Raw genomic sequence first — 23,222 nt, forward strand, 5'->3', positions numbered from 1 at the left:
CAACTCTCCGATTACTCGAAGTACTTGCTGGTGAGTTAGATCCAGTTAATCTGAATCGGGCCACACCATCTGCGCAGGACAAACATTTTTCAACGTTGTTATTAAACCGTTAGGTTCCTGCGGTCTTTGACGGCCTACTCAACAAATAAATGAAGGCAGACCCCAAAGCTCATGATCTAAACATGCTTACTTAGTAGAGTTAAGCGCGCCTAGATCAATTTGTAGACCAGGTCCCATTGTAGAGGACAAGGTCACTTTTTTCAGGTAAACACCTTTAGAAGACGCAGGCTTAGCACGACGCAAATCGGTTAAAAGCGCTTCCAAGTTACCTCTGATAGCATCAGCAGCGAACTCAATAGAGCCAACAGCAGCATGGATGATACCATTTTTATCTGTACGGTAACGAGCTTGACCTGCTTTTGCATTTCGTACTGCAGTAGCAACATCAGGCGTTACAGTGCCAACTTTAGGGTTAGGCATTAGACCACGTGGGCCTAAAATCTGACCTAGTTGACCAACGATACGCATCGCATCAGGTGATGCAATAACTACGTCAAAATCAAGGTTACCAGCTTTAACTTGTTCAGCCAAATCGTCGAAACCAACAACATCTGCACCAGCTTCTTTCGCAGCTTCAGCGTTTGCACCTTGTGCAAATACTGCAACACGAACATCTTTACCAGCACCATGAGGCAATACTGTAGAGCCACGAACAACCTGATCTGATTTACGTGGGTCAACGCCTAGGTTAACAGATACGTCGATAGACTCTTTAAACTTAACAGTAGAAAGCTCAGACAATAGAGCAACAGCTTCTTCTACAGAGTAAAATTTAGTTGCTTCTACTTTTTCAGCGATCAAGCGAGCGCGTTTAGTTAATTTAGCCATTAGTTAACACCCTCAACTTCTAGACCCATAGCGCGTGCGCTACCAGCAATAGTACGAACTGCTGCATCCATGTTAGAAGCAGTCAAATCAGCCTGCTTAGCAACAACAATCTCTTCTAGTTGAGCACGAGTAACCGTACCAACTTTTTGAGTGTTTGGACGTGGAGAACCACTCTTCAAGCCAGCTGCCTTTTTAAGCAAAACTGCTGCAGGAGTAGATTTAGTTTCGAATGTAAAACTACGATCACTGTAAACAGTGATGATAACAGGCGTTGGAAGACCTGGCTCAAGGCTTTGAGTTTTAGCATTGAACGCTTTACAGAATTCCATGATATTCACACCGTGTTGACCAAGTGCTGGACCAACTGGTGGACTTGGGTTCGCTTGACCCGCTTTAACTTGTAGCTTGATATAAGCTTGGACTTTCTTAGCCATTTTTCAACTCCAATTGGGTCACTGCCCGAAGGCTACCCGTTCAACAAAATCAGGCCTTTTCAACCTGACTAAATTCCAAATCAACTGGCGTAGAGCGCCCAAATATAAGCACTGCCACTTTGATTCGACTTTTATCGTAATCCACTTCTTCCACAACACCGTTGAAATCAGCAAATGGCCCTTCGTTAACACGAACAACCTCACCAACTTCAAACAAAGTCTTAGGACGAGGCTTATCAACACCGTCACTAACACGCTGTAGAATAGCATCCGCTTCGCGAGCCGTAATTGGTGAAGGCTTATCAGCCGTACCACCAATAAAACCAAGCACACGAGACGTACCTTTAACCAAATGCCAAGAGGCGTCATTCATATCCATTTGAACCAATACATAACCTGGATAGAACTTTCTTTCACTCTTGCGCTTTTTGCCATCTCGAATCTCGACCACTTCTTCAGTCGGCACCAAGATGTCACCAAAATTCTCTTCCTGCCCCATAACCTGCACTCGCTCTGTAAGCGAACGCATTACGTGCTTTTCGTACCCTGAGTACGCTTGTACTACATACCATCGTTTGGTCACGAGCAACTCCTAACTAATTACCGAGGAAACGATCCAACCAAGGAACGAATCCACCCCCCATAGTACGAGAGACATAAAAACAACAACCGCTAATACTATTAAGGTTGTTTGCATGGTTTCTTGTCTAGTTGGCCATACAACTCTGCGAATTTCAGTTTTAGCTTCTTTTGCCAAAGTAAAAAAAGCCTTTCCTTTCACAGTTTGTAATGCAACAAAACCAGCGACACCAGCCAACACCAAGATAGCGATTAAGCGATACAATAGTGACTCAGCAGAATAATAGTTATTACCAATCACGCCTACCGCAACTAGCAGAACAACAATTGCCCACTTAAACACATCTCCGCGAGACGCTTGAGCTTCAGTACTCGAACTCATACTTCAGGTGATCCCTAACTAAGAAATAGGATGATACGAAAGATGGCAGGCCAAGAGGGACTCGAACCCCCAACAGCCGGTTTTGGAAACCGGTGCTCTACCAATTGAACTATTGGCCTACATTCGTATGGGCGAAGGATGATACCTGAACAAGCCAAACCTGGCAAGGGTATCTGCCCAAAAAACAGACAATAAAAAAGGCGGTCAAACCACCTATCTTTTGCATTGGAAATGCTGGAGCTCATGAGCAGATTTGAACTGCCGACCTCACCCTTACCAAGGGTGTGCTCTACCAACTGAGCTACATGAGCCTGGAGCGGGTAGCGGGAATCGAACCCGCCTCTTCAGCTTGGAAGGCTGAGGTAATAGCCACTATACCATACCCGCAATTGGTGGAGGGAGGTGGATTCGAACCACCGAAACTTTCGTGGCAGATTTACAATCTGCTCCCTTTGGCCACTCGGGAACCCCTCCACGTACTCAGCGCTACAACGCAACACCCCAAAAGGTGGGAGCCATTATATGAATCGTCTTGCCAATTGCAAGCGCTAGCAAGGATTTTTTTCTACTTTTATCATCATCTTGGTCAGATCGAAGCGTGACATAAACTGTTCCCAGTCTTTTTCATCCACTGGCTGCGCAATATCTATCTGCTGAAGCGGGACATTTCGCATATGTTCATAAACATCAACAGCATAGCCAGATACATTTTGAATGCGCACTTTCGCTTGATCAGCTCGCTCTTTTGAAGAATATAGACCTAAAGAGATACGATTCTTCATTTCGGCACGATTAATAACAAAGCTATCAATGGATTTAGAAGCAAGCTCTTTTACTATACGCTCAGCAATGGCTGGTGTTTCCGGTGCGGCAATATAGAGCCAAAACTTAGGCCTTTTACCTGAAGCTTCTTGATCCTTATAAGCCCAGCCAAAACTCTTCAGAACTTGAATGATTTGTCTTTTATCATCATCGCGCTCTGTTTCTAAGCGCGGACAGTATAAATCAGGCGAATCTCCAGAAGCCTGATCTATCACCTTACTCAGTGCATCCTCAAGCCCTTCACCATATGCAATCCTCGCATTATAATCCTGCTCAGTAACTGCTGGCACCTCGGACAAGAGATGAATTCTCTCGCTCACAGGCGGCCCATAAATAGATTCTTTATTTTTTTCTAGCTTATCCTGAACAAAACTATGCCAGCTTAAAAAGGCAGCATTAAGTAACACTATAAAAAGAAATAGCCACTTCATTTATTGCCTCTTAACTGTTCATCACCAACCAGCTTTGCGCCCAAAGCCACAAGATTAGGAAAACATTCGAGCGCAATGCCTAATCTATTCAATAACGCTTGCGCATCTCCACCTGTCACAACCCACTTAAATTCAGGATATCGATGATGAATACGCTCTAAAAAACCCAACGTCATCTCATGACAACCCTCTGTCACCGCTCTTGCCGTAGAGTTAGGCAATCCCTCACCTTCGACCACTTCATGGGAATCAAAGCGAATCCGAGCAGTTTTCGAGAGTAAAGATTCCGTCATCATTGCCAACCCAGGAGCAATATAACCACCAAGATGGGTGCCCTCTCTATTAACCACATCCACTTTTATCGCTGTACCGGCATCTACTACTACCGCATCACCTTTTATCAGGTGATGCGCCGCAATAACACCGAGCCATCGATCAATTCCCAATCGCTCAGGCTCAATATAGGCATTACGAACGAAGCAAGCGGTCGCTTGGCTCGTCAGCGTAATCCATTCACTACTTGGAAACTCAGCTTGGACATCAGCATGCAACATTGCACTCTGCTCTTTAGATCGTACACTGGCAAAATAAATCACCTCCGGTGCAAAACCGGTTTCCACAGGACAACTATCACCTCGCTGAACCCACAATACCTGTTCGCCTTCAAAGGCAGTAAATTTGATACTAGTATTACCCGCATCAACGACCAAAATTCTAGACTCGACGGACACTAATTTCCCCTCCATGAAGAGCCACCAGCTCACCATTTTCTTCTAGAAGCAGAGCACCTTTTTGATCAATACCTCGTGCAATACCCTGACGTTGCTGAGAAACCGTACTAACAGTAACCGTCTGATTGAACAAAACATCATACGCTTGCCACTGATATTGAAAATGCTTCATACCATTGCCATCTTCAAATAATTGACAAATATCAATCAGCTCTTTGGTTAATTCAGCCAAAATGACATTCCGACTCGGGCGAGACTTAAGGCGAGACACAAGGTCCGTCCAAGGCTGATCAACGTGGGTCATAATGCCATCATTCATTTCGACATTAAGTCCGACTCCAATGATCACATGACAAACGTCCTGATCAGCCACCATTTCCAGTAAAATACCGCAGATTTTCTGACCGTCTACTTGTACGTCATTAGGCCACTTCAACCCAGGATTGGGAATACCAGCTTTTTTTAATACTCGAGCTACAGCAACGCCCACCGCGAGACTTAAACCTTCAACAACATTTGGGCCATTATCAAAACGCCATGCGAATGAAAATGTAATATTTTTTGCGACTCCCGACTCCCACTGACGACCACGACGCCCCTTACCTTGAGTCTGACGTTCAACCGAGATTAGAACCGGTAAAGGCAGCCCTTGCGATATATACTGCTTAGCATCGCCGTTGGTTGATTCTGTCTCAAACGCTAACTTGATCGCCACATCATTTGGCACACCGTTTTCACGCAAAGCGTCTTCAGACAACAGTTCGACTGGTGAAGGTAAACGATAACCTCGACCTTTAACTGAGTGAACAGTCACACCAATCGCCTCTAACTTTTTAAGCCTCTTCCAGACCGCTGCGCGGGTAACTCCCAATGCGGCTCCCAACTCTTCGCCAGAGTGAAATTCATTATCACTAAGCAGGGCCAAAACAGCTTGCATCAACGCTCTCCAATTTCACTTCTTGTATCATTCAACCCTAATACCTACCTAATTCCTGACATTTATTAGAGCAATCTATTGCCGAGTCAACTCTGTCATAAGAAGAGGCTCTACTTATCTATTACTACTCGCGTTTGCCTTGATGAAAAAAGCGACTTCTTGCATTAACGAATTAAAGTTCGGATTCCAAGATACTCGTGCCGCATGAGGGCTTTTCTTCGTTAATGCATCAGAACTTTCGCCAAACCAATTATTTTTATCCGTTCGACACGCTTGATACAAAGGCTCATCAGACAGATACCAACCACATATACGGTATTCACCTACAGCGCCGTAATAGGTATTGTCGGGGTTACCATGAACAGCCATATGCGATAAACCGAATATTTTAGACTCTGGCCAATTGGCATTGTAAACTTTAATACGGTCTGTATTGATGCTCATTTGATCTTTACTATAAAGCACCATCTGACTCTTTGTCCCAATCATCCCCACGTTAAACACCTTTTCTGACACAGACGAATCTACTGTTTGATCATCTTCTGATAAGGCAATAAACACTGGCAAATCTTTCGGATTATCAAGAATCAAATTACGCACTTCTTTAGACAACTTATACACCTGAGCAATTGCAGGCAGAGGGATTGACGCGTATTTAGCAAAGTCATCACTTGGATAATGGTCTAACCAATCTTTCACCATCGCCAACCAAGGAGAAAGCCAATCTATGCTGCTATTTACCTTAAACACAGGCGAAAACAAAATAGCACCTGCAACACTGTCAGGATGTTGCCAAGCATATTCCGCAGCCAATGCGCCGCCAGTAGAAAAACCACCAACATACATGACATCTACTTCTTTACTAAACTGATCAGCAGCATTTTGAAACGTCGCACGCCAATCATCACGTGAGACATTGAGAAGGTCTTCTGCCTTTGTGCCATGACCTGGCAACAAAACTACGCGCACCTGATAACAAGCAGCTTGCAAAGCAAGCGCAGGGTCTCGCATCGAAAAAGGAGAATCTGATAAGCCGTGAGACAACAACACTCCAATGCGCGCTCGCCCTGCACAGCTTTCTGCATCAGGCAATAACTCAAAGGGCAGAACAGCGGCGAGCTCTCTAGGCTTGTCATCAGCATTGATCCATACCTTGCGCTCGCTTACATATTCCTCTGCACGTACTAAATAATGAGCAAAAGATTCTTCTGACTCATAAACAAACTCCGTTTGTTGTTGTGCTGCGTATCCAATTCCAGAAATGGACAATGCCAAAACACAAAAACACCAGAACACTATTCTTTGCCGCACGATAATCCCTCCCGCTATCCGTCATTCAATTTCATTAACACTATAAAATAGCGGATTATGCTACCATCAAGCACTTCGTCGCTATACAAATTCCACTATGAAGACATCCTACCCTATCCCCGAACAAGTTCCTTCGCTTTGGTTTCCTTTGGTGAAGAAATTTTATCAAGAACATTATCCAAGCGGTAAACCAAACAAAGCGGATCCTATTTGGGTAATAAGAGATAAAGGCAAAATTCTTTGCGCGGTAAGACTCAAACAAATTGCCAACTCTCAGCTGCTTACCGGTATGGTGACAGAGCCAATCCATCGTAATATTGGTCTCGGCAGCCATCTAATCAACGGCATTCATCCAGCATTAGATGAAAAAACCACTTATTGCTTCGCATTTACGCATCTTGTGCCATTTTATAGCGCAAATCATTTTACGGTCATCTCGGCAGAAATGTTACCAGAAGAACTAGCAAGTCGCTTTCGAGCCTATACGGCACAAGGTCGAAATCTGACACCAATGCGCTATATCCGTAGCTAAAAAGTACTTAATTCGCTGCTAAAAATCACTTAAAATGCACTTAAATAATCTTAAATTACTAAAACAGCCATGCCATTGTTGACGCTTTTCAACCTCCTCCAGTACCTTTGATCGCAATACTTATCTTTGCTAAGACAATAAATAAAAAGACTGAGGACAACATGTCAATCACCCTACCATCACATTCAAAAATGCTTACCTCCGATTTTATCTTTGGTGTGGCAACCGCCTCTTTCCAGATTGAAGGCGCGACAACTGCTGATAATCGCCTCCCTTCTATTTGGGATACCTTCTGCGCAACTCCTGGCAAGGTAAAGGGCATGGACAATGGTGAGGTGGCTTGTGACCATTATCATCTATGGGAGCAAGACATCCAGTTGATTAAAGATCTCGGTGTAGACGCTTATCGATTATCAATTGCTTGGCCTCGAGTCATGGACAAAAAAGGCGAAGCAAACCAAGCTGGACTGGATTTTTATCGCAACTTGCTTAAAAAGCTCAAAGCAGAAGGGCTCACTGTATTTGCGACACTTTACCATTGGGATCTGCCACAACACCTAGAAGACAAAGGTGGCTGGCTTAATAGAGAAACCGCATACCAGTTCAAAAATTACGCAGACTTGGTGACCAAAGAATTATCAGAATGGGTTGATAGCTGGGCGACATTCAACGAACCTTTTTGCGCCGCAATATTAGGTTATGAATTGGGTATACATGCACCGGGTTTAAGCAAACCAGAATTTGGTCGACAAGCTGCTCACCATATTTTGCTCGCCCATGGTTTAGCACTTCCAGTTATCCGTAAAAACGCACCAAAATCTCAGGTAGGAATAGTGCTAAATATGAACCGCTCCTACGCTGCCAGCGAAAAAGCCGAAGACCAATTCGCGTGCTTGATGCGAGAAACTCTAGATAACCAGTTCTTCATTGAACCGCTCATGAAAGGACAATATCCGCAGTTACTCAAAACCGTTGCTCCGCAGTATTTACCAACAGTTTTACCTGGTGACATGGACATCATTTCTCAACCAATTGATTTCTTGGGCATGAACTTCTACACCTGTAATCACAATGCCTACGATGCCGATGACATGTTCAAAAATGTAAAAAACAGCCAAACAGTTGAGTACACAGACATTGGTTGGGAAATCGCGCCTCAAGCATTCACTGAATTGTTAGTGAATCTTCACAAACAATATACCTTGCCACCTATTTATATTACCGAGAATGGCGCAGCGTGTGCGGATCAGATCATTGATGGCGAAATCAACGATGAGCAACGAGTACGTTATTTAGATGGACATATAAACGCTGTAAATCATGCCATTGAAAGCGGCGTCGATATTCGCGGTTATTTCGCTTGGAGCTTGATGGATAACTTTGAATGGGCAGAAGGTTATAGCAAGCGCTTTGGTCTAACTTACGTGGATTATCAGACTCAAGAGAGAACCATTAAACGCAGCGGACACGCTTATCGCACTCTTCTGAATAACCGCAAAGGTTAAACCCATCAGAATTTATTATTGAGTGACAAAAAACGCCCGATGTATGTCACATCGGGCGTTTTTATTTGCCAAGTAAAACCGATTATATCTAGAGAGTGCTACTTCAAATGGCCTGCATTATGAAGCTCTCTGTCTTTCTCCGCTGGCGGAGTCCACTGATACTGCCAAGTTTCAGTAAGCGGCTGTCCGTTAGCTTCCAAGTGAACCGTTAAGTTAATTGGCTTAGATTTCCCTTTCGGTGGTACCAAATCAAACATCGCACGGTAACCATCGATAGAATGCAGTGGTCGAGCCGATTCGATTTCGATTCTTCCTTCAGACGACGTAATCACCGCTTTCACTTTCGTATCATTGCCTAACATAGCTAAAGAGCCGCCAGCGAAATCAACCACAAAACGTTTGCTGTAATACTGACGCTTCTTACCAATCACACCACCGATGCCTGTAAAAGTATCAACAACACGAGCGCGGTTAGATTGCACAGGTGGATGACTGCCCCAATACATATTGTAGCTGTAGAGCAACTCTTGACCCGCTTCAACCGGAGCCGCTGGATTCCAGAAGGCTACGATGTTATCGAAGGTTTCATCCAACGTTGGAATTTCTACCAATTGCACAGAGCCCTTACCCCAGTTACCAAGTGGTTCAATCCACAAACTTGGGCGCTTCTCATAGAAAACACCGTCATCTTGATAATGATCGAAATTACGGTCACGCTGCAGCAAACCAAAGCCTTTTGGATTCTCATCGCTGTAAGCATTAAATTGTAAATTTTCAGGGTTGGATAATGGTCGCCAGATCCATTCGCCGTTGCCGGTTTGCATAGCAAGGCCATCCGAGTCATGAATCTCTGCACGCCAATCATAATTGGTTCGGCGATCATTTTCGCCAACCATAAACATACTAGTCATTGGCGCCACACCTAAACGCTCAACAGATTTGCGAGGATAAATAGCGGAATCTACGCGCATTTTGAACGGTTCACCCGGAGTCATATCAAAACGATAAGCCCCAGTTACACTAGGAGAATCCATTAACGCGTAAACAGTAACTACATCTGAGCCTGGTTTTGGCTTCTCTAACCAAAAGTCAGTAAAAATAGGAAACTCTTCGGGATGCGGCATTGCGGTATCAATCGCTAAGCCACGAGCGGAAAGACCATATTGCATTTCACTGCCAACAGCACGGAAATAGCTCGCACCTAAAAAGGCGACAACATCACGCTGCCAATCTGTGGCGAATTGCATTCTAAAACCAGCAAAACCAAGATCTTTAGGAAGTTTCTTACCATCTACTTTAGATTTACCGTAAGTAAACTCAGAAGGCATATAAGGAATCGGAGTCGACTTACCATTTTCAAGCTCATTCATATGAATTGGCGTATCAAACCCTAGACCAAGATGAAAAAGCTCCGTACGGAACTCTGATTTTTGATCGCGCCACAAAGCCGCCTCTTTATTAAAGCGAATTTCTTGGTAATCATCCCAGTCTAAGCCTTTTAAACTATCTGGCATTTCACCTTGATGGCTTTCATAAGGCTTAGTCGCCAATTGACGAGCATGGCCTTTTAACCAAGCATAGCTAAATTCTTCACCTTCTTTAGGTTGAGCAACAGACTGAGATGATTGTGGCTGTGATTGCGCTGCGCAAGCAGTAAGGCTAAATAGCACACCGACGGCCAATAAAGATCGACTCGCCAAGCGTTGCAAATTACTAGACACATTTGTTTTTCGGGATTTTCGCAAAACCTGCGGCCCGACTAAGTTTGAATCCTTCATGGACTCTGAAAAACAATGAGGAAGCATAGAAAATGACCCTATCAGCTAAAAAGTTGCTATCTATACTAGCGAATTACCACAGAGCTTAGTGTTCAGATAGAGTAAATATTTAATACATTTATATGGAGAATTTAGGATATCTCCTTACATTTGACACAAAATCTATTTTAAATTTGACCAATCGTCTCACTTCATACCACAGCGTACCTTTTTATTTCCAATACAAGAGGATAAGTGTCTCAGTTATTCACATTAAAAAAGCTTGCCCTCTCAATGTGTAAAACAAAATAACCTTGATAGCGGACAAACTAAATTGATTACATAACGATACAGAGTAGCATCACATGTTATACAGCCGAAAAACTAAATTGGGGTTAAAATAACGATCACTGAACACATAATGATGTCGTTTATATAACAACCGCTAACTCTATTTTTTCATTTGAGCGCGGATAAAAAATTAAGGTGAAGAATAATGACATATCCTTGGGGAACAATATTAGGCTATTTTCTAGCTTCATGTTTTTTACTCATACTTATATATGTCTATATTAAAACCAAAGCAGAAAGAAACATTTTTTTTCAGCAGCTTGAACATTCTGAAAACCATAAAAAACAATTAACATCGTCACTCGACGCTCTTTCTGATCCTATGTGGATTAAAGACAAGGACCAAACCTATATTTATTGTAATCCTGCATTTGAGCAATTTATCGGCCTATCAAAGCTAGAAATAATCGGCTACAGAGACGAAGAAATTCAATCTCAACAAGCCCAGCTTAGTCAAAATATCATCCCTGCCATTACCTCAAATGAAGAAACAGGAACCACCGAAGAGTACGTTTGCTTACCCTGTGGCAACGTAGATTATTTTCAAGTTAGTACCGAACGTATATACGACATTAGCGACCAACTTTTTTCGTCAGTTGGTTATGCGCAAAAAATAACGCCATTTAAAGAAAGAGAAAGCGAACTTGTCGATGCTGAAATACGCGTGAACGAAGCGTTAAAATTAACCAAAGTAGGTATTTGGGAATGGGATGTCGGCAAAGATATCTGGTTTGCAACTCCATCGTATTTTACTATGCTCGGCTATGCTCCCGTCAAAGGCATGGCAGATAGAAAGGCTGAATTGGAAAAAATACACCCTGAAGATCGTCAGCATGTTATGGACAGCATAAATAATATTTTAACAAGCAAAAGTGAATCAAATTATTACAAATACCAAGCTCGAATTAGACATATAGACGGCAGCTATCGATGGATAGGCGTACGTTGTATCGTGACGGAGTTTGATCAAGAAGATAAACCAGCTCGCATGCTTGGTGTACGAATTGATATTGATGAAATCCAAAAGGCACATGATCAGGTCGAGTGGTTAGCACATCACGACTCATTAACAAAACTCCCAAACAGAGTTGCACTGAATAAAACATTCCATCAAATCATCAAACCTAATACCAAAATAGCATTACTATTTATCGACTTAGACCACTTCAAAAATGTCAACGACACACTTGGTCATAGCATAGGGGACAAGCTACTACTTACTGTTGCAGACAGAATGCGCACCTTGATTAATAATATTGGTTACGTTGCACGACAAGGCGGTGACGAATTTATTATTCTGCTACCTGCAGATAATGAAGAATGCTTAATCGAAAAAACCTGCGCTATCAAAGAGGCTTTATCCGCGCGCTATAACATCGATCAACATCAGTTTTTTATCACACCGTCTATCGGTGTGAGTTTATATCCGCGAAATGGAGAAGACTTCGACACCCTTTATCAGCGAGCAGATGCCGCTATGTATCATGCCAAGCATACGGGCAGAAATCGATACGCTTTTTTCACCGAAGAAATGCAAGCAATTTCGACACGAGCACTTACATTAGGTAATGCTCTTCATGACGCCCTAGAACGACAAGAGTTTTCCTTACACTATCAGCCGCAAATTTCGCTCATCACGGGAAAAATAATAGGTGCGGAAGCACTCATTCGATGGCATAGCCTAGAATTAGGTCATGTCAGTCCAGGAGAATTCATTCCCCTTGCAGAAGAGAGTGGACAAATTTTGGCCATAGGAGAATGGGTTTTACGAGAAACAGCACGCCAACTAAAACAATGGCTAGAAGAAGGGATTACTCCCGTTAGAATTGCAGTAAACCTGTCATATGCCCAGTTTCAAGTAAATGACCTTCCAGCTATTGTGGCGGCAATACTCAACGAATACGCCGTACCAGCACAATACTTAGAACTTGAACTCACCGAGCGCATTGCGACAAAAGATCCTGAGCACACGATAACAATACTAGAATCTTTCCAGCAACTTGGAATACATACATCCATCGACGACTTTGGTACAGGCTATTCATCTTTGAGCTATCTCCAACGATTCCCGGTTTATAAGCTCAAAATCGACCAGTCTTTTGTACGCAATATGACAACCAATACCAACGATCAAGTCATAGTAGGGACCATTATCCTACTCGCGCAACAACTAGGCATGACTACAATAGCCGAAGGTGTAGAAACGAAAGCGCAACTAGAAATGCTCTACAATATTGGTTGCGATGATATTCAGGGCTATTACATCAGTCGGCCAATTCCAGCAGAAGAGTTCAAAATAGGTTTCTTGCAGAAAAAGCAAAGGTTTCTCGTCGCGCAAGACTAGCATTAATGAACAGAAATCGATTAAAGCCCCTAAGCAAAATTCTTACCTTTCTGGCGCTTATGTCAACTTGTCTATAAAATCCCTGAACTCAAACTATCCAAGGATTTTACCTATGAAAAATGCCGTCTTAGGCATTCAAATGCTGTTTGTTGCATTTGGCGCTTTAGTGCTCGTCCCACTATTAACAGGACTAGATCCTAACGTTGCGCTTTTTGGCGCAGGTGTCGGTACACTCTTATTTCAATTAACCACACGCAGAACGGTTCCAATTTTTCTTGCTTCTTCTTTTGCCTTTATCGCACCCATTATGTACGGCGTCCAAACATGGGGAATTCCTGCGACTATGGGTGGCTTAATAGCAGCAGGTTTTGTCTATGTCGTTCTTGGTGGGTTTATTCGGCTCAAAGGCGCTGGCTTCATTCATGCCCTACTACCACCCGTTGTTATCGGCCCAATCATCATGGTTATTGGTCTTGGTCTAGCACCCGTCGCTGTCAATATGGCGCTTGGGAAAGCAGGTGACGTACAAGCAATTGATGCAGATATTTCTATGTTAATTGCTGTTGCCTCTTTGCTTACTACGATTCTAATTAGCGTGTTCGCTAAAGGCCTGTTTAAATTATTGCCCGTTTTTGGCGGTATTCTCGTTGGCTATGTCTTAAGTCTATTCTTTGGCATAGTCAATTTTGAACCTATATACAATGCAGCATGGTTTGCTATGCCAAACTTTACCGCACCAGAATTCAACATTAATGCGATACTTTTTATGTTACCTGTTGCTATTGCTCCAGCGGTTGAGCATGTTGGAGATATTCTGTCTATTTCTAACGTTACCGGAAAAGACTATCTCAAGAAACCTGGTCTACATCGCACTATTGCTGGCGACGGTATCGCAACGATGGCTGCCGCTATGGTTGGCGCACCACCAAATACGACTTATAGTGAAGTTACTGGCGCAGTGATGCTTACCAAGGCATTCAATCCTGTCATCATGACATGGGCCGCCATTGCAGCCATTATTCTTGCTTGGGTTGGTAAATTAGGTGCAGCTCTGCAAACTATCCCACTACCTGTAATGGGCGGCATTATGATTCTATTGTTTGGCTCTATTGCTGCTGTAGGACTAAATACCTTGATTAAGAATCAAGTCGACCTTCATAAGTCACGCAACTTAATCATCGTTGGTGTAACCCTAGTGTTTGGTATCGGTGGTATGGCCTTTGGTATTGGTGAGTTCAGCCTTCAAGGCATCAGCCTATGTGGCATCGTCGCGATCACGCTGAATTTAATTTTACCGAAAGACATCGGCGATAATCACATCGTCGACAAAGCACAAATGGAAGAATAATACTTTCATATTAAAGCAGCACCATCTAAAACGGTCCCAAATTGGGGCCGTTTTTTTAGTGACCTAATCACAGAAAATACACAAAAATATCCAACTAACCAAATATTAAGTTTTATTAAATCTATTGCATATTTACCTTCATCCTGAAATCATAAATGATAACCATTATCAAATGATAGGTTTTACGATATGAATAGAGATTTACAACTCCAATTCACTCAGCTTTATGAAATGCATCAAGGATGGCTATCTAATTTTCTTCGCAAGCGACTTAATTGCTCACACAAAGCCGCGGATTTAATGCAAGACACCTACTTGAAAGTATTGGTTAGTGGGAAAATACCGCCTACCGAATACGCACGCCAGTATTTAACCTGTATCGCTAAGGGTCTCGTTGTTGATCAATATCGTCGGTGGCGTATTGAGCAGGCATACTTGGAATCAATCAGCCACCTTCCTGAAGAGCATCATTCATCACCAGAAAAACGCCTTGAAGTTATCGAGACCTTAATAGAGATAGATACGCTATTACACCAAGTATCGGAAAAAGCACGACAAGCATTTCTACTGCGCAGACTAGAAGGGCTGTCCTATTCCGACATTGCAGTGCAATTAAACGTATCAATATCTTCTGTAGAGAAATACATCGCCAAAGCATTACAAGCGTGTGCCATAGCCATGATGGAGAGACACAAATAATGCAACCAAACCAAATTGATCTAGAACGCATTCAACAGGCAGCACATCTAATGGCAAGACTCTGGTCAGACGAACCATCCAAACATGATCAGCACGCTTGTAATAAATGGCGAGCCGCCGACCCTGACAATGAAAAAGCATGGCAATGCCTGATACAAGCACAGGCACATTTCGGAGATGCCCCGAAAGAGACGATTCAAATCATAGCTCGAAGCCGAAAAATGTCTCGTCGTCATGTTTTAAGTTTAATGGGGCTTTCTGCTGGAGGGCTCTTCTTCGCTGGCGGCTATATACATAATTGGTCCATAAGCTCTCACGCCTCTTACTATAAGAACCTAGCCACAGCGACAGGGGAAGTAAGAAGCTTTCCATTAAGCGATATCAATAAACTAGTTATGAATACAAAGACCACTCTTGCTATGCCAACAGAACATCAATTTAAACTTGATGACGGTGAATTCTTCCTCGATGTATCACAAGCAACGCCTTACCAAATAGAAACAATGGATGGCACGATTTCTTTTCATCAGGGCAAGCTTAATATTCGTCGTACCGATGACATCACCCGTGTTAGCGTGTTCTCAGGCCAAAACGTCCAATTGATTGGCAAGCAAATGCATAACCCACTGTCAATAAAGCCTGGTGAAAGTATCTCTTTCAATACCCTCAATACGTCCCGTATATCTAATACAGACCCCAATACCATCGGCTGGGTTACCGGCAAGCTGGTAGCACAACGAATGCCCCTCACCGATTTTATACATGAACTAAGTCGTTACCGAAAAGGTATAGTCAGAGTGGCACCAGAGCTCAGGCAGCTGGCCGTCACGGGCGTATTTTCTATAGACAATACAGATCAAATTTTGCAACAGCTACAAGCAAGCCTCCCCATCAACATTTACCAATTAACTCCTTATTGGGTCAACGTGACAGCAAGCTAAGTACAACCCTAAAATAAAAATGATAATTACTTTCATTTTCTTTTGTGGGTTTTCCATCTTCACTCGGTATTAAGGGTATAGACACTAATTCAGCCGAGATGTTAAAGAATGAAACACCAAAAACAGCCCCTCTTCAAACCATTAATGCTGGCCATACCATTAAGCGTTTCCGTCGCATTACATGGAATTTCTCCCGTTTTAGCCGCAGATAACATGGCCCAAGTAGACAGTCGCTACTATTCCATTCCGGCAGGCTCTTTAGATTCAGTACTGAATCAATTTGCATTAACAGCTGATGTGAGTTTATCCATTAACTCTGCCCTTACCACAGGCAAACGCAGCTCTGGCCTTAACGGCGACTACACACAGGACGCCGCACTGGCAAAGATTCTGGCAAATACCAATCTGGTTGCCCAACAAACTCAAAATGGCAGTTACATCGTAAAATCCGAGCAAGGAGATGACGGAGTCAATCTTCCTACCATTACCATTGAAGACAACAACGCAAGGTCTGATATGAGTGCCCGTGATCAAAAAGGCTACGATGACGTTTACGACAAAAACACCTCCACGACCTTTATTGGTAAAACCGAGGTGGAACGTTATAAGGGCACCACCCCATCCGATTTACTACAAGGCGTTCCCGGTGTATTCAGTGGTGAAGCTCGCAACAGCGGCGCACTCGATCTAAACATTCGTGGCGTTCAAGGCCCTGGCCGTGTTCCAGTAACAATTGATGGCACAGAACAAGCGCTGACAGTATGGCGTGGCTACAACGGCGCGACTAACCGCAATTACATCGACCCAAACCTCATAGGCAACGTACAAATTTACAAGGGTGCCACCAATGAGCGGGACGTACATAGCGGTGTTGGTGGCGCCATGGTGGTCAAAACCCTGTCACCCGACGATTTAATCCGCGATGGTGAAACCTTTGGGGCAGAATTCAAAATAGAAGGCAGTAGCAATGCGACAGGAGAACGAGTACCCGCTCTTCATACTGGCGAATTAGCGACAGATGTCGACGGTTACCCTGCCGGAAGCGCTTACCCCTATGCCGACAAAACCTTACGAGTTAATTTAAAAAGCAAATCGGATAGCGATAACAACCCATTAAATGGCGGCGACTATGCCTACCGAGTCGCAGCGGCCAAAAAGAGTGAACACTTTGACGTGCTCGCTGCTTATGCTTATCGAGAACGAGGCAATTATTATTCAGGGAAAAACAATACGGGCTACTATAACAATCCCAGCGTAGCTGACACCCGAGACTACATCACCTCACTTGCCCAATATTGGCAGCCTGGCGACGAAGTGACCAATACCTCCAGCTTAATGGAGTCTTGGTTATTAAAAACCACATGGCACATTGATGACGACCAAAAAATTGGTTTCAACTTCCGCCAATCTGATTCCACTTATGGCGAAATCATGCCGTCCAGAATCAACAACCAAAGCGACCGCAGTGCCATTCAATGGCCACTTAGTGAAGTCACTGCAAAAGCTTACAATATTGAATACAGCTACAAACCCATAGACAACCGCTGGATCGATTTTAATGCCAATCTTTGGCGAACAGATACCGTTAGTGATACCTACACATCTGGTGGGTTCCCTAACCAAACCTTACCCTCCGATACATCAGGCGTACTCTATGATAACGCTGTCGCCAATGCCAACAGCACCCGCGACGGTATCACCCTTAGTAACAAAATGAACCTTACCGATACCCTAGACCTAACACTTGGCGGTCGTTTTCAGCACGAAAAGCTCACATCCGATGACGAATATGATGAAGCGGCCAGTGCAGGCTGGCGAATGCTCCCACGCGCTGGTCGACGGGAAGAGTGGGAAACCAATTTTGATTTTGCTTGGCGCCCTACCGATAAGCTCAAACTCAATGCCGGCATGACCTATTCCGCTTATTGGGCGTTTGATGATTTCCTCGCGGCTCATCCTGGTGAGTTTAGCCAAAGTACTACCGATTATTACAATATTTCTTACAGCACAGGATATGTCCGTACAGATGAAGAAATTGCAACATTAGTTGCTGAAAGAACAGCCTTCTTTAAAACATATTTAGATTCTGGGGCTATAAGCCAAGCAGTATATGACCAAATTGTTGCTGGTATTTCATACGATAAGACAGTTATTGAGAATACTTACAACAACTATGCAACTTGGAAGCCCGATGCTGATGGCAATTACGACCGTGCCGACAACCCTTGCCTAAATGGTGAGCTAGCAGGAAAAAACGTCGTTTCATGTCAAACGAATCCTGTGAATAACATATCCATCGCAGAAGCTAAAAAGCACAAAGACCATGGCTGGGTGCCTCATGCAGGTATCAGTTATCAATTCACCGATTACAGCCGAGCTTATCTAACCTATACAGAAACCTTGCGCTACCCAAGCATGTTTGAAAGCACCATGGCTTTCTCTGCATCTCAAAACCCTTATGGCGTCAAACCAGAACACGCCCATAACTGGGAGCTGGCTTATGTACATGATTTAACCCAATGGTTTACCAGCGCAGAGTATGCCGACATCAAAATTGCCTACTACGACAACCTCACTGAAAACGTTATCGAACGAGACAGCAATTTTAAATTTAACAATGTCGACGAGCAAAAAATTCGTGGTATAGAACTCAGTGCCCGTTATGACAATGGCCGATTTTTCACTGGTTTAGGCGTGAATTACACCTTACAAAATGAAATCTGTGATGAAGACAGCGCGGCAATGTTATCCACAAATGACCTGATGCGGGCCGTTGATAATCCGATTCCTCGCTGCTTCAAATACGGCTTTCCTAATGGTTACCAACTCGCCCAAGCTACTCCGGAGCTTTCCGCCAACTTATCACTAGGAGGCCGTTTTATGGACCGTCGTTTAGAAATAGGTGGACGAGCTACCTATTACAAAGGCTACGAAAACAGTGATCTAGATTGGTACATCGCAAACTCTTATAGGGCAGGTGAACTTGGTTATGTTTATTTCTATAACACGCCTTATAGCTGGGGCGACACGCTCATCTTCGACGCCTACGTCCGCTATAAAATTAATGAAATCTTTGATGTGGAGTTCACCGGTTCAAACCTAAGCGACCAATATTACGTGGATCCAGCTACTCGATCTGCCGTGGCCGCGCCGGGACGCACATTTAAACTGGGTTTAACAGGCCGCTTCTAGCGACCCGTTAGCAAGGATGGCACTGCACAAGTAGTGTCATGGCAACCGTGTTTTCATTGGGAAAACACACAATACAATGGAGTAATACAATGAAAAAGTTACAACTAGTAAGCGCAATGTCTCTCGCTCTTGGTACTTTAGTATTCTCAGGCATGGCAAGTGCAGCCGTCGTGGGTGAATCCAGCAATACGAACTATGTAAAAGTAGGGACAGCCACCGTCAATGGTGGTCCTCATACCTCTGGCGGCGCAGGTATTGGTGTGAATGCTACAGGTATTGACAAGTTAGTGAACTTTCAGGGATTAACAGCTTACGGCGCTAAGGATGCTCAAGATGTCTACACCTTAAACTTCCCTTACACTGGCTCTCCAACCAGCCACGATAATCTCGGAGTATTCAACTTCGCTCAAGTAGGTACCAGCGATGTATGGGTCGGTGAGTGGTCAGCCTATGGCACCAGCGGAGATTCAACTCGTACCGTTTACTATGCCGGAGCAAATGCAGACACCTCTGTGCCAACCTCTGGTACGGCCACCTATACAGTCGTGGGTATCAATAACTACGACGGCACAGCAGCAAGCTTGCTAAACGGTACATTAACCGCTGACTTTGCTGCAGCAACACTAACAGGCAGCATGGCGAACACAAATGGCCTTACTGTTGATATTGGTACAGCTACCATTAATAGCGATGCTTCTGTTACTGGCTCAGATGCAACAGCAAGTATTTCAGTAATCGAAGTCGCTTCTGCTGGTGACGTTTCAGCTCAATTCTACAATGGCCAAGCAGATCTAGCGGGGCTTGTTGACTTTGCTGGAACTGAATACGACACCGCATTTGGCGGCTCTAAAGACTAAGTCATTATTATGATTTAACCTTAGCCGAGCATGATTATCCTGCTCGGCTTTTCTCTTTACTGCCTATGATGAGCCATTTACATGCATTTTTTAAAAAGTAACTTTCTTCATTGCAAGATAGTCGGATTGGCCTTGCTGTTTATGTTCTCACGGTCTGCAACAGCAGATGATCACGATCTAGATACTCAGCTCAGGTTAAACCAAAACATAGAACAACAAAACAATTCAAAGGAAAGTGAGTTACTCAAAGATGAAGATTACCTATCAGGAAAACGCCCAGAGCTGATTCTTGATGGCAAGTCTTACACCGTAGGACACAATGCTAATGATATCGGGCGTGCGCTCTATGTTTCCATTAAACAAAAACAATGGAATGCCGTCGTTTACTTTCTCGATGAATACCGAACACTTACCGATGCTGATCCACTTTTACTCGCTTATGCGAAAGCCGCATTAGCTCGAATCCAAGGTAATATGGAGCAAGCCGCAACAGAGTATCGCCAGCTCCTCGGCCTGAACCCTGAATTCTTGCCAGGTCAACTGGAACTGGCCCGCGTACTATTCGAAGATCATCAAGATAAAGAAGCAGAGGTAGTTTTTACACAAATATCGGCAAAGCTCGATCCTGACAATGAGCAACAGACCGGCGTCTATCGTACGGTAGAAAGTTTCCGTAAAGCACTTGAACAGCGCCGTGATTGGTCGACGTCCATAGCGCTTGGTGCAGTATGGAATGATAACCTTAACCAATCTTCAGAAAGTCGTACCTGTTTACTCCTTTCCCAAGGCCAATGTATTTATGAACGAAAAATCCCCGATGCTATTTCAGCAACGGGGCTTGATTACGAACTGACCCTTAACAAGCACACACCTATTACGAGTCATAATGGACTGTATTTTCGCTCTTTGCTATATGGTAAAAGCTATGACGATTACACTGATTACAATGAAAGTACGCTAATTACACAGCTAGGTTATCGCTACCAAGATCTCGATGACCAGATACAACTCGCTCCTTCTTTTGAATTTTCCGCCTATGGAAATAAAGCCATGTACAGTGCCTTAGGCCTGCATGGCGAATGGACTCGTCGCTTTTCTAACAAGCAAATGCTTAAAGTCCAAGGCGATTACAAAGAACTGCGCTATAAAAAGCAAAACTACGAACGTTATAACGGCCCTTCCTACTCAGCAAATGCAACTATGTGGCAAGTCTTACCAAATAGCTGGACGTTATTCGGAGGTGTTGATGGCTTAGACCGACAAGCGGATGATAAACCCTATGGCTACTTACAACTTGGCGTACGACTCGGGGTCTCAAAATCGTTTTCTAATGTTCTAAGCACAACATTTTTCACCTCTTTCCGCGAACAAACCTACAAAGCGTACAGCAACATTCTTGGTGCGAAACGCAATGACCATGAAAGCAGCTACACATTGGTCATGAAATCGCCTCAACTGTCCATCTTAGGTTTTGCTCCGAGCCTAACCATCAAACACTCAAATATAAACAGCAATGTAGATTGGCTGTATAGCCGTGAAAACAACCAAGTCAGCCTAAAACTGGAGAAAAATTTCTAACATGATAAAACTGCATCACTTAGCCATTTTTGTCACTCTTTGCGCCCTATTATTAAGCTCTGTGTCCTGGGCAGCAGATAACTGGCAATACTACCAAGACAAAGCCATGGCTCTTTATCAAGAAGGCGATTACATCAAGGCAGAAAAAAGCGCCAACTATGCCCTTAAGGTTGCAAAAAAAGCCGACAACGGTACCGCGTTTCGTGCTAGCAGTCTCAACCTATTGGCTTTTATCCAGATAGCACAAGGCAAGCAGAACCCTGCAATTGATTCAATCAATGATGCGATCCAGTTTACAAAAAGCGCTTACGATGACGAACACCCTCAAGTAGCCACTCTGTTATTTAATAAAGGCAATTTCCTAGAACAGGCTGGCCAACCACTAAATGCCATTGAGGCTTATACCCAAGCTTGGGATATTCAACAATTTGAAGATGTTCAAGCGAATGACGTTTTAAAAACCGTAAACGCACTAACTCGCCTTCATAATGAATCGCAGAATTATGCCGAGACCATATCCATCCTCGAAGTGTTTATGAAAGGAAGAAGTAATGAGCCATTTAGTGAACTTTTTCGTCAAATTAACTATTCACTAGCCGAAGCATATGTACAACAAAACCAGCAAGATGCCGCGCAAGTTACACTAAAGCAAGAACTCAACCGAGAACAAAATACACTAGAAAGCAATGATGTCCGCCTTGCCGAAACGCTAGAACGTCTTGCTGTTATCTTAGAGGCTCAAGGAAAACAGAGTTCAGCCACACCTCTGCGTAAGCAAGCCCTTACTATTCGATCTACATCGAGCGAAGCGTCGTTAGCCAATATTATGAACTTAAATGAATTGGCATTAGACAGCCAGCAGAAAAATGATTACCCAAAAGCCAAAGCGCTTTATCAAGAGGCCCTAGCTGGATTACATAAACTCAACCACGCCCAAGGTATAGAGCAAGCACTCATACTTGGTAATCTCGGTAGTGTAGAAGAAGATCAAGGCAACACTAAAGAAGCCTTAACACTTTATCAGCAGAGCCTAGTACTTCATGACAAGATCCCGACCCAGCCATTACAAGCCGCCTATACCTCCGCAAGAGCTGGTGCTATTTTCTATACTAAAAGAGACTACCTAAAAGCAGAACCTCTCTTTCTGCAATCACTCTCCTTGATGGAAAAAGCACAGGCACCAACAGCATCCAAACAAATTGCATTGGAAAATCTGATAGCGCTCTACGATGCATGGCATAAGAATAGAGAGAAGCTGACTTACATAAAACAACTACAAGAACTTAAGAAATAAAGTGACAAAGATTCTTTAAAAGGAAAAATTTAATCTCTTAACGCTCTAATCACTCATATTAAAGCCTCTTTGAACAACATTCCATTCGCCTTGGTTTGGATTAGCGCTAACGCGTTGAGCTTGCGAAACAGGGCAAGCGAAGCAAATACCGAGGTGAAATATAGTATGCTAACAAAAAGCTTAGAATATAGTACGTCACGTTTTGTCGGGATAAAGCCACGACCGACAAAACAGTCCTGAACCAAGCTGTAGGTCGGCCTTCAGGCCGTCAAAGTACCTTTCCTGAAGACGATTCATTATTTTCTGCAG

19 protein-coding genes and 4 tRNA genes are annotated in these 23,222 nt (G+C 43.6%); 10 read left to right on the forward strand and 13 right to left on the reverse strand.

The window, feature by feature from the left end; genetic code table 11:
• Positions 1 to 186: 186 nt before the first annotated feature.
• From rplA to CCS02_RS19630, 12 genes are all read right to left on the reverse strand, one after another.
• The gene (rplA, locus tag CCS02_RS19575; RefSeq protein ID WP_072841847.1) at positions 187 to 888 is read right to left on the reverse strand and encodes a 50S ribosomal protein L1; all 702 of its coding nucleotides are present in this window, start codon (positions 886 to 888) and stop codon (positions 187 to 189) included.
• The gene (gene rplK, locus CCS02_RS19580; protein ID WP_012071947.1) at positions 888 to 1,322 is read right to left on the reverse strand and encodes a 50S ribosomal protein L11; all 435 of its coding nucleotides are present in this window, start codon (positions 1,320 to 1,322) and stop codon (positions 888 to 890) included. The genes rplA and rplK overlap by 1 nt, the downstream gene beginning before the upstream one ends.
• A gap of 49 nt (positions 1,323 to 1,371) precedes the next feature.
• Positions 1,372 to 1,905 carry a transcription termination/antitermination protein NusG gene (gene nusG, locus CCS02_RS19585; RefSeq protein ID WP_072841849.1) on the reverse strand — a complete coding sequence of 178 codons (534 nt, stop codon included), beginning with the start codon at positions 1,903 to 1,905 and terminating at the stop codon, positions 1,372 to 1,374.
• 9 nt (positions 1,906 to 1,914) lie between these two features.
• Positions 1,915 to 2,283 carry a preprotein translocase subunit SecE gene (gene secE / locus CCS02_RS19590; RefSeq protein WP_072841851.1) on the reverse strand — a complete coding sequence of 123 codons (369 nt, stop codon included), beginning with the start codon at positions 2,281 to 2,283 and terminating at the stop codon, positions 1,915 to 1,917.
• A 43-nt stretch (positions 2,284 to 2,326) separates the two neighbouring features.
• Positions 2,327 to 2,402 (reverse strand) — tRNA-Trp (locus CCS02_RS19595).
• 116 nt (positions 2,403 to 2,518) lie between these two features.
• A tRNA-Thr gene (locus CCS02_RS19600) sits at positions 2,519 to 2,594 on the reverse strand.
• 1 nt (position 2,595) lies between these two features.
• A tRNA-Gly gene (locus CCS02_RS19605) sits at positions 2,596 to 2,670 on the reverse strand.
• A 3-nt stretch (positions 2,671 to 2,673) separates the two neighbouring features.
• A tRNA-Tyr gene (locus tag CCS02_RS19610) sits at positions 2,674 to 2,757 on the reverse strand.
• Between the two features lie 74 nt (positions 2,758 to 2,831).
• Complete coding sequence (locus CCS02_RS19615; RefSeq protein ID WP_100637476.1) at positions 2,832 to 3,536, reverse strand: SPOR domain-containing protein; 705 nt, start codon at positions 3,534 to 3,536, stop codon at positions 2,832 to 2,834.
• Positions 3,533 to 4,267 carry a type III pantothenate kinase gene (locus tag CCS02_RS19620; protein ID WP_100637477.1) on the reverse strand — a complete coding sequence of 245 codons (735 nt, stop codon included), beginning with the start codon at positions 4,265 to 4,267 and terminating at the stop codon, positions 3,533 to 3,535. Before CCS02_RS19620 ends, CCS02_RS19615 begins: the two co-directional genes overlap by 4 nt.
• Positions 4,251 to 5,204 (reverse strand): biotin--[acetyl-CoA-carboxylase] ligase, encoded by a 954-nt coding sequence (locus CCS02_RS19625; RefSeq protein ID WP_100637478.1) that lies wholly within the window; start codon positions 5,202 to 5,204, stop codon positions 4,251 to 4,253. Before CCS02_RS19625 ends, CCS02_RS19620 begins: the two co-directional genes overlap by 17 nt.
• A 114-nt stretch (positions 5,205 to 5,318) precedes the next feature.
• Positions 5,319 to 6,515: an alpha/beta hydrolase gene (locus tag CCS02_RS19630; RefSeq protein ID WP_100637479.1), complete on the reverse strand. Its 1,197-nt coding sequence runs from the start codon at positions 6,513 to 6,515 to the stop codon at positions 5,319 to 5,321.
• A gap of 97 nt (positions 6,516 to 6,612) precedes the next feature.
• Here CCS02_RS19630 and CCS02_RS19635 point away from each other — a divergent pair, with 97 nt between their 5' ends.
• Both CCS02_RS19635 and CCS02_RS19640 read left to right on the forward strand, forming a co-directional pair.
• Positions 6,613 to 7,047 (forward strand): GNAT family N-acetyltransferase, encoded by a 435-nt coding sequence (locus CCS02_RS19635; protein WP_100637480.1) that lies wholly within the window; start codon positions 6,613 to 6,615, stop codon positions 7,045 to 7,047.
• Between the two features lie 161 nt (positions 7,048 to 7,208).
• The gene (locus tag CCS02_RS19640) at positions 7,209 to 8,552 is read left to right on the forward strand and encodes a GH1 family beta-glucosidase (protein WP_100188174.1); all 1,344 of its coding nucleotides are present in this window, start codon (positions 7,209 to 7,211) and stop codon (positions 8,550 to 8,552) included.
• Between the two features lie 98 nt (positions 8,553 to 8,650).
• Here CCS02_RS19640 and CCS02_RS19645 read toward each other — a convergent pair whose 3' ends face one another.
• Entirely contained in the window at positions 8,651 to 10,273 is a 1,623-nt protein-coding gene (locus CCS02_RS19645) for a glucan biosynthesis protein (RefSeq protein ID WP_232728923.1), read from the reverse strand.
• A gap of 532 nt (positions 10,274 to 10,805) precedes the next feature.
• On the opposite strand from CCS02_RS19645, the gene CCS02_RS19650 reads away from it, so the two are divergent.
• The 8 genes from CCS02_RS19650 (at position 10,806) to CCS02_RS19685 (ending at position 22,913) form a co-directional block, all read left to right on the forward strand.
• A complete protein-coding gene (locus CCS02_RS19650; protein WP_100188172.1) occupies positions 10,806 to 13,004 on the forward strand; it encodes an EAL domain-containing protein in 2,199 nt (732 codons plus the stop codon).
• 112 nt (positions 13,005 to 13,116) lie between these two features.
• Positions 13,117 to 14,352, forward strand: a complete 1,236-nt coding sequence (locus tag CCS02_RS19655) for a uracil-xanthine permease family protein (protein ID WP_072841868.1) — start codon at positions 13,117 to 13,119, stop codon at positions 14,350 to 14,352.
• Positions 14,353 to 14,541: 189 nt separating this feature from the next.
• On the forward strand, positions 14,542 to 15,051 hold the full coding sequence (locus CCS02_RS19660) for a sigma-70 family RNA polymerase sigma factor (protein WP_012071959.1): 510 nt from the start codon (positions 14,542 to 14,544) through the stop codon (positions 15,049 to 15,051).
• Positions 15,051 to 15,992: a FecR family protein gene (locus CCS02_RS19665; protein ID WP_072841870.1), complete on the forward strand. Its 942-nt coding sequence runs from the start codon at positions 15,051 to 15,053 to the stop codon at positions 15,990 to 15,992. Before CCS02_RS19660 ends, CCS02_RS19665 begins: the two co-directional genes overlap by 1 nt.
• 108 nt (positions 15,993 to 16,100) lie before the next feature.
• On the forward strand, positions 16,101 to 19,184 hold the full coding sequence (locus CCS02_RS19670) for a TonB-dependent receptor (protein ID WP_198515424.1): 3,084 nt from the start codon (positions 16,101 to 16,103) through the stop codon (positions 19,182 to 19,184).
• Between the two features lie 89 nt (positions 19,185 to 19,273).
• On the forward strand, positions 19,274 to 20,041 hold the full coding sequence (locus tag CCS02_RS19675; protein ID WP_072841874.1) for a Slam-dependent surface lipoprotein: 768 nt from the start codon (positions 19,274 to 19,276) through the stop codon (positions 20,039 to 20,041).
• Between the two features lie 81 nt (positions 20,042 to 20,122).
• A complete protein-coding gene (locus CCS02_RS19680; protein WP_100637481.1) occupies positions 20,123 to 21,619 on the forward strand; it encodes a surface lipoprotein assembly modifier in 1,497 nt (498 codons plus the stop codon).
• Position 21,620: 1 nt separating this feature from the next.
• On the forward strand, positions 21,621 to 22,913 hold the full coding sequence (locus CCS02_RS19685; RefSeq protein WP_100637482.1) for a tetratricopeptide repeat protein: 1,293 nt from the start codon (positions 21,621 to 21,623) through the stop codon (positions 22,911 to 22,913).
• The last annotated feature ends 309 nt before the right edge of the window (positions 22,914 to 23,222 follow it).

Source organism: Marinomonas sp. ef1 (genome assembly GCF_002806845.1).
Taxonomy (GTDB): Bacteria; Pseudomonadota; Gammaproteobacteria; order Pseudomonadales; family Marinomonadaceae; genus Marinomonas; species Marinomonas polaris.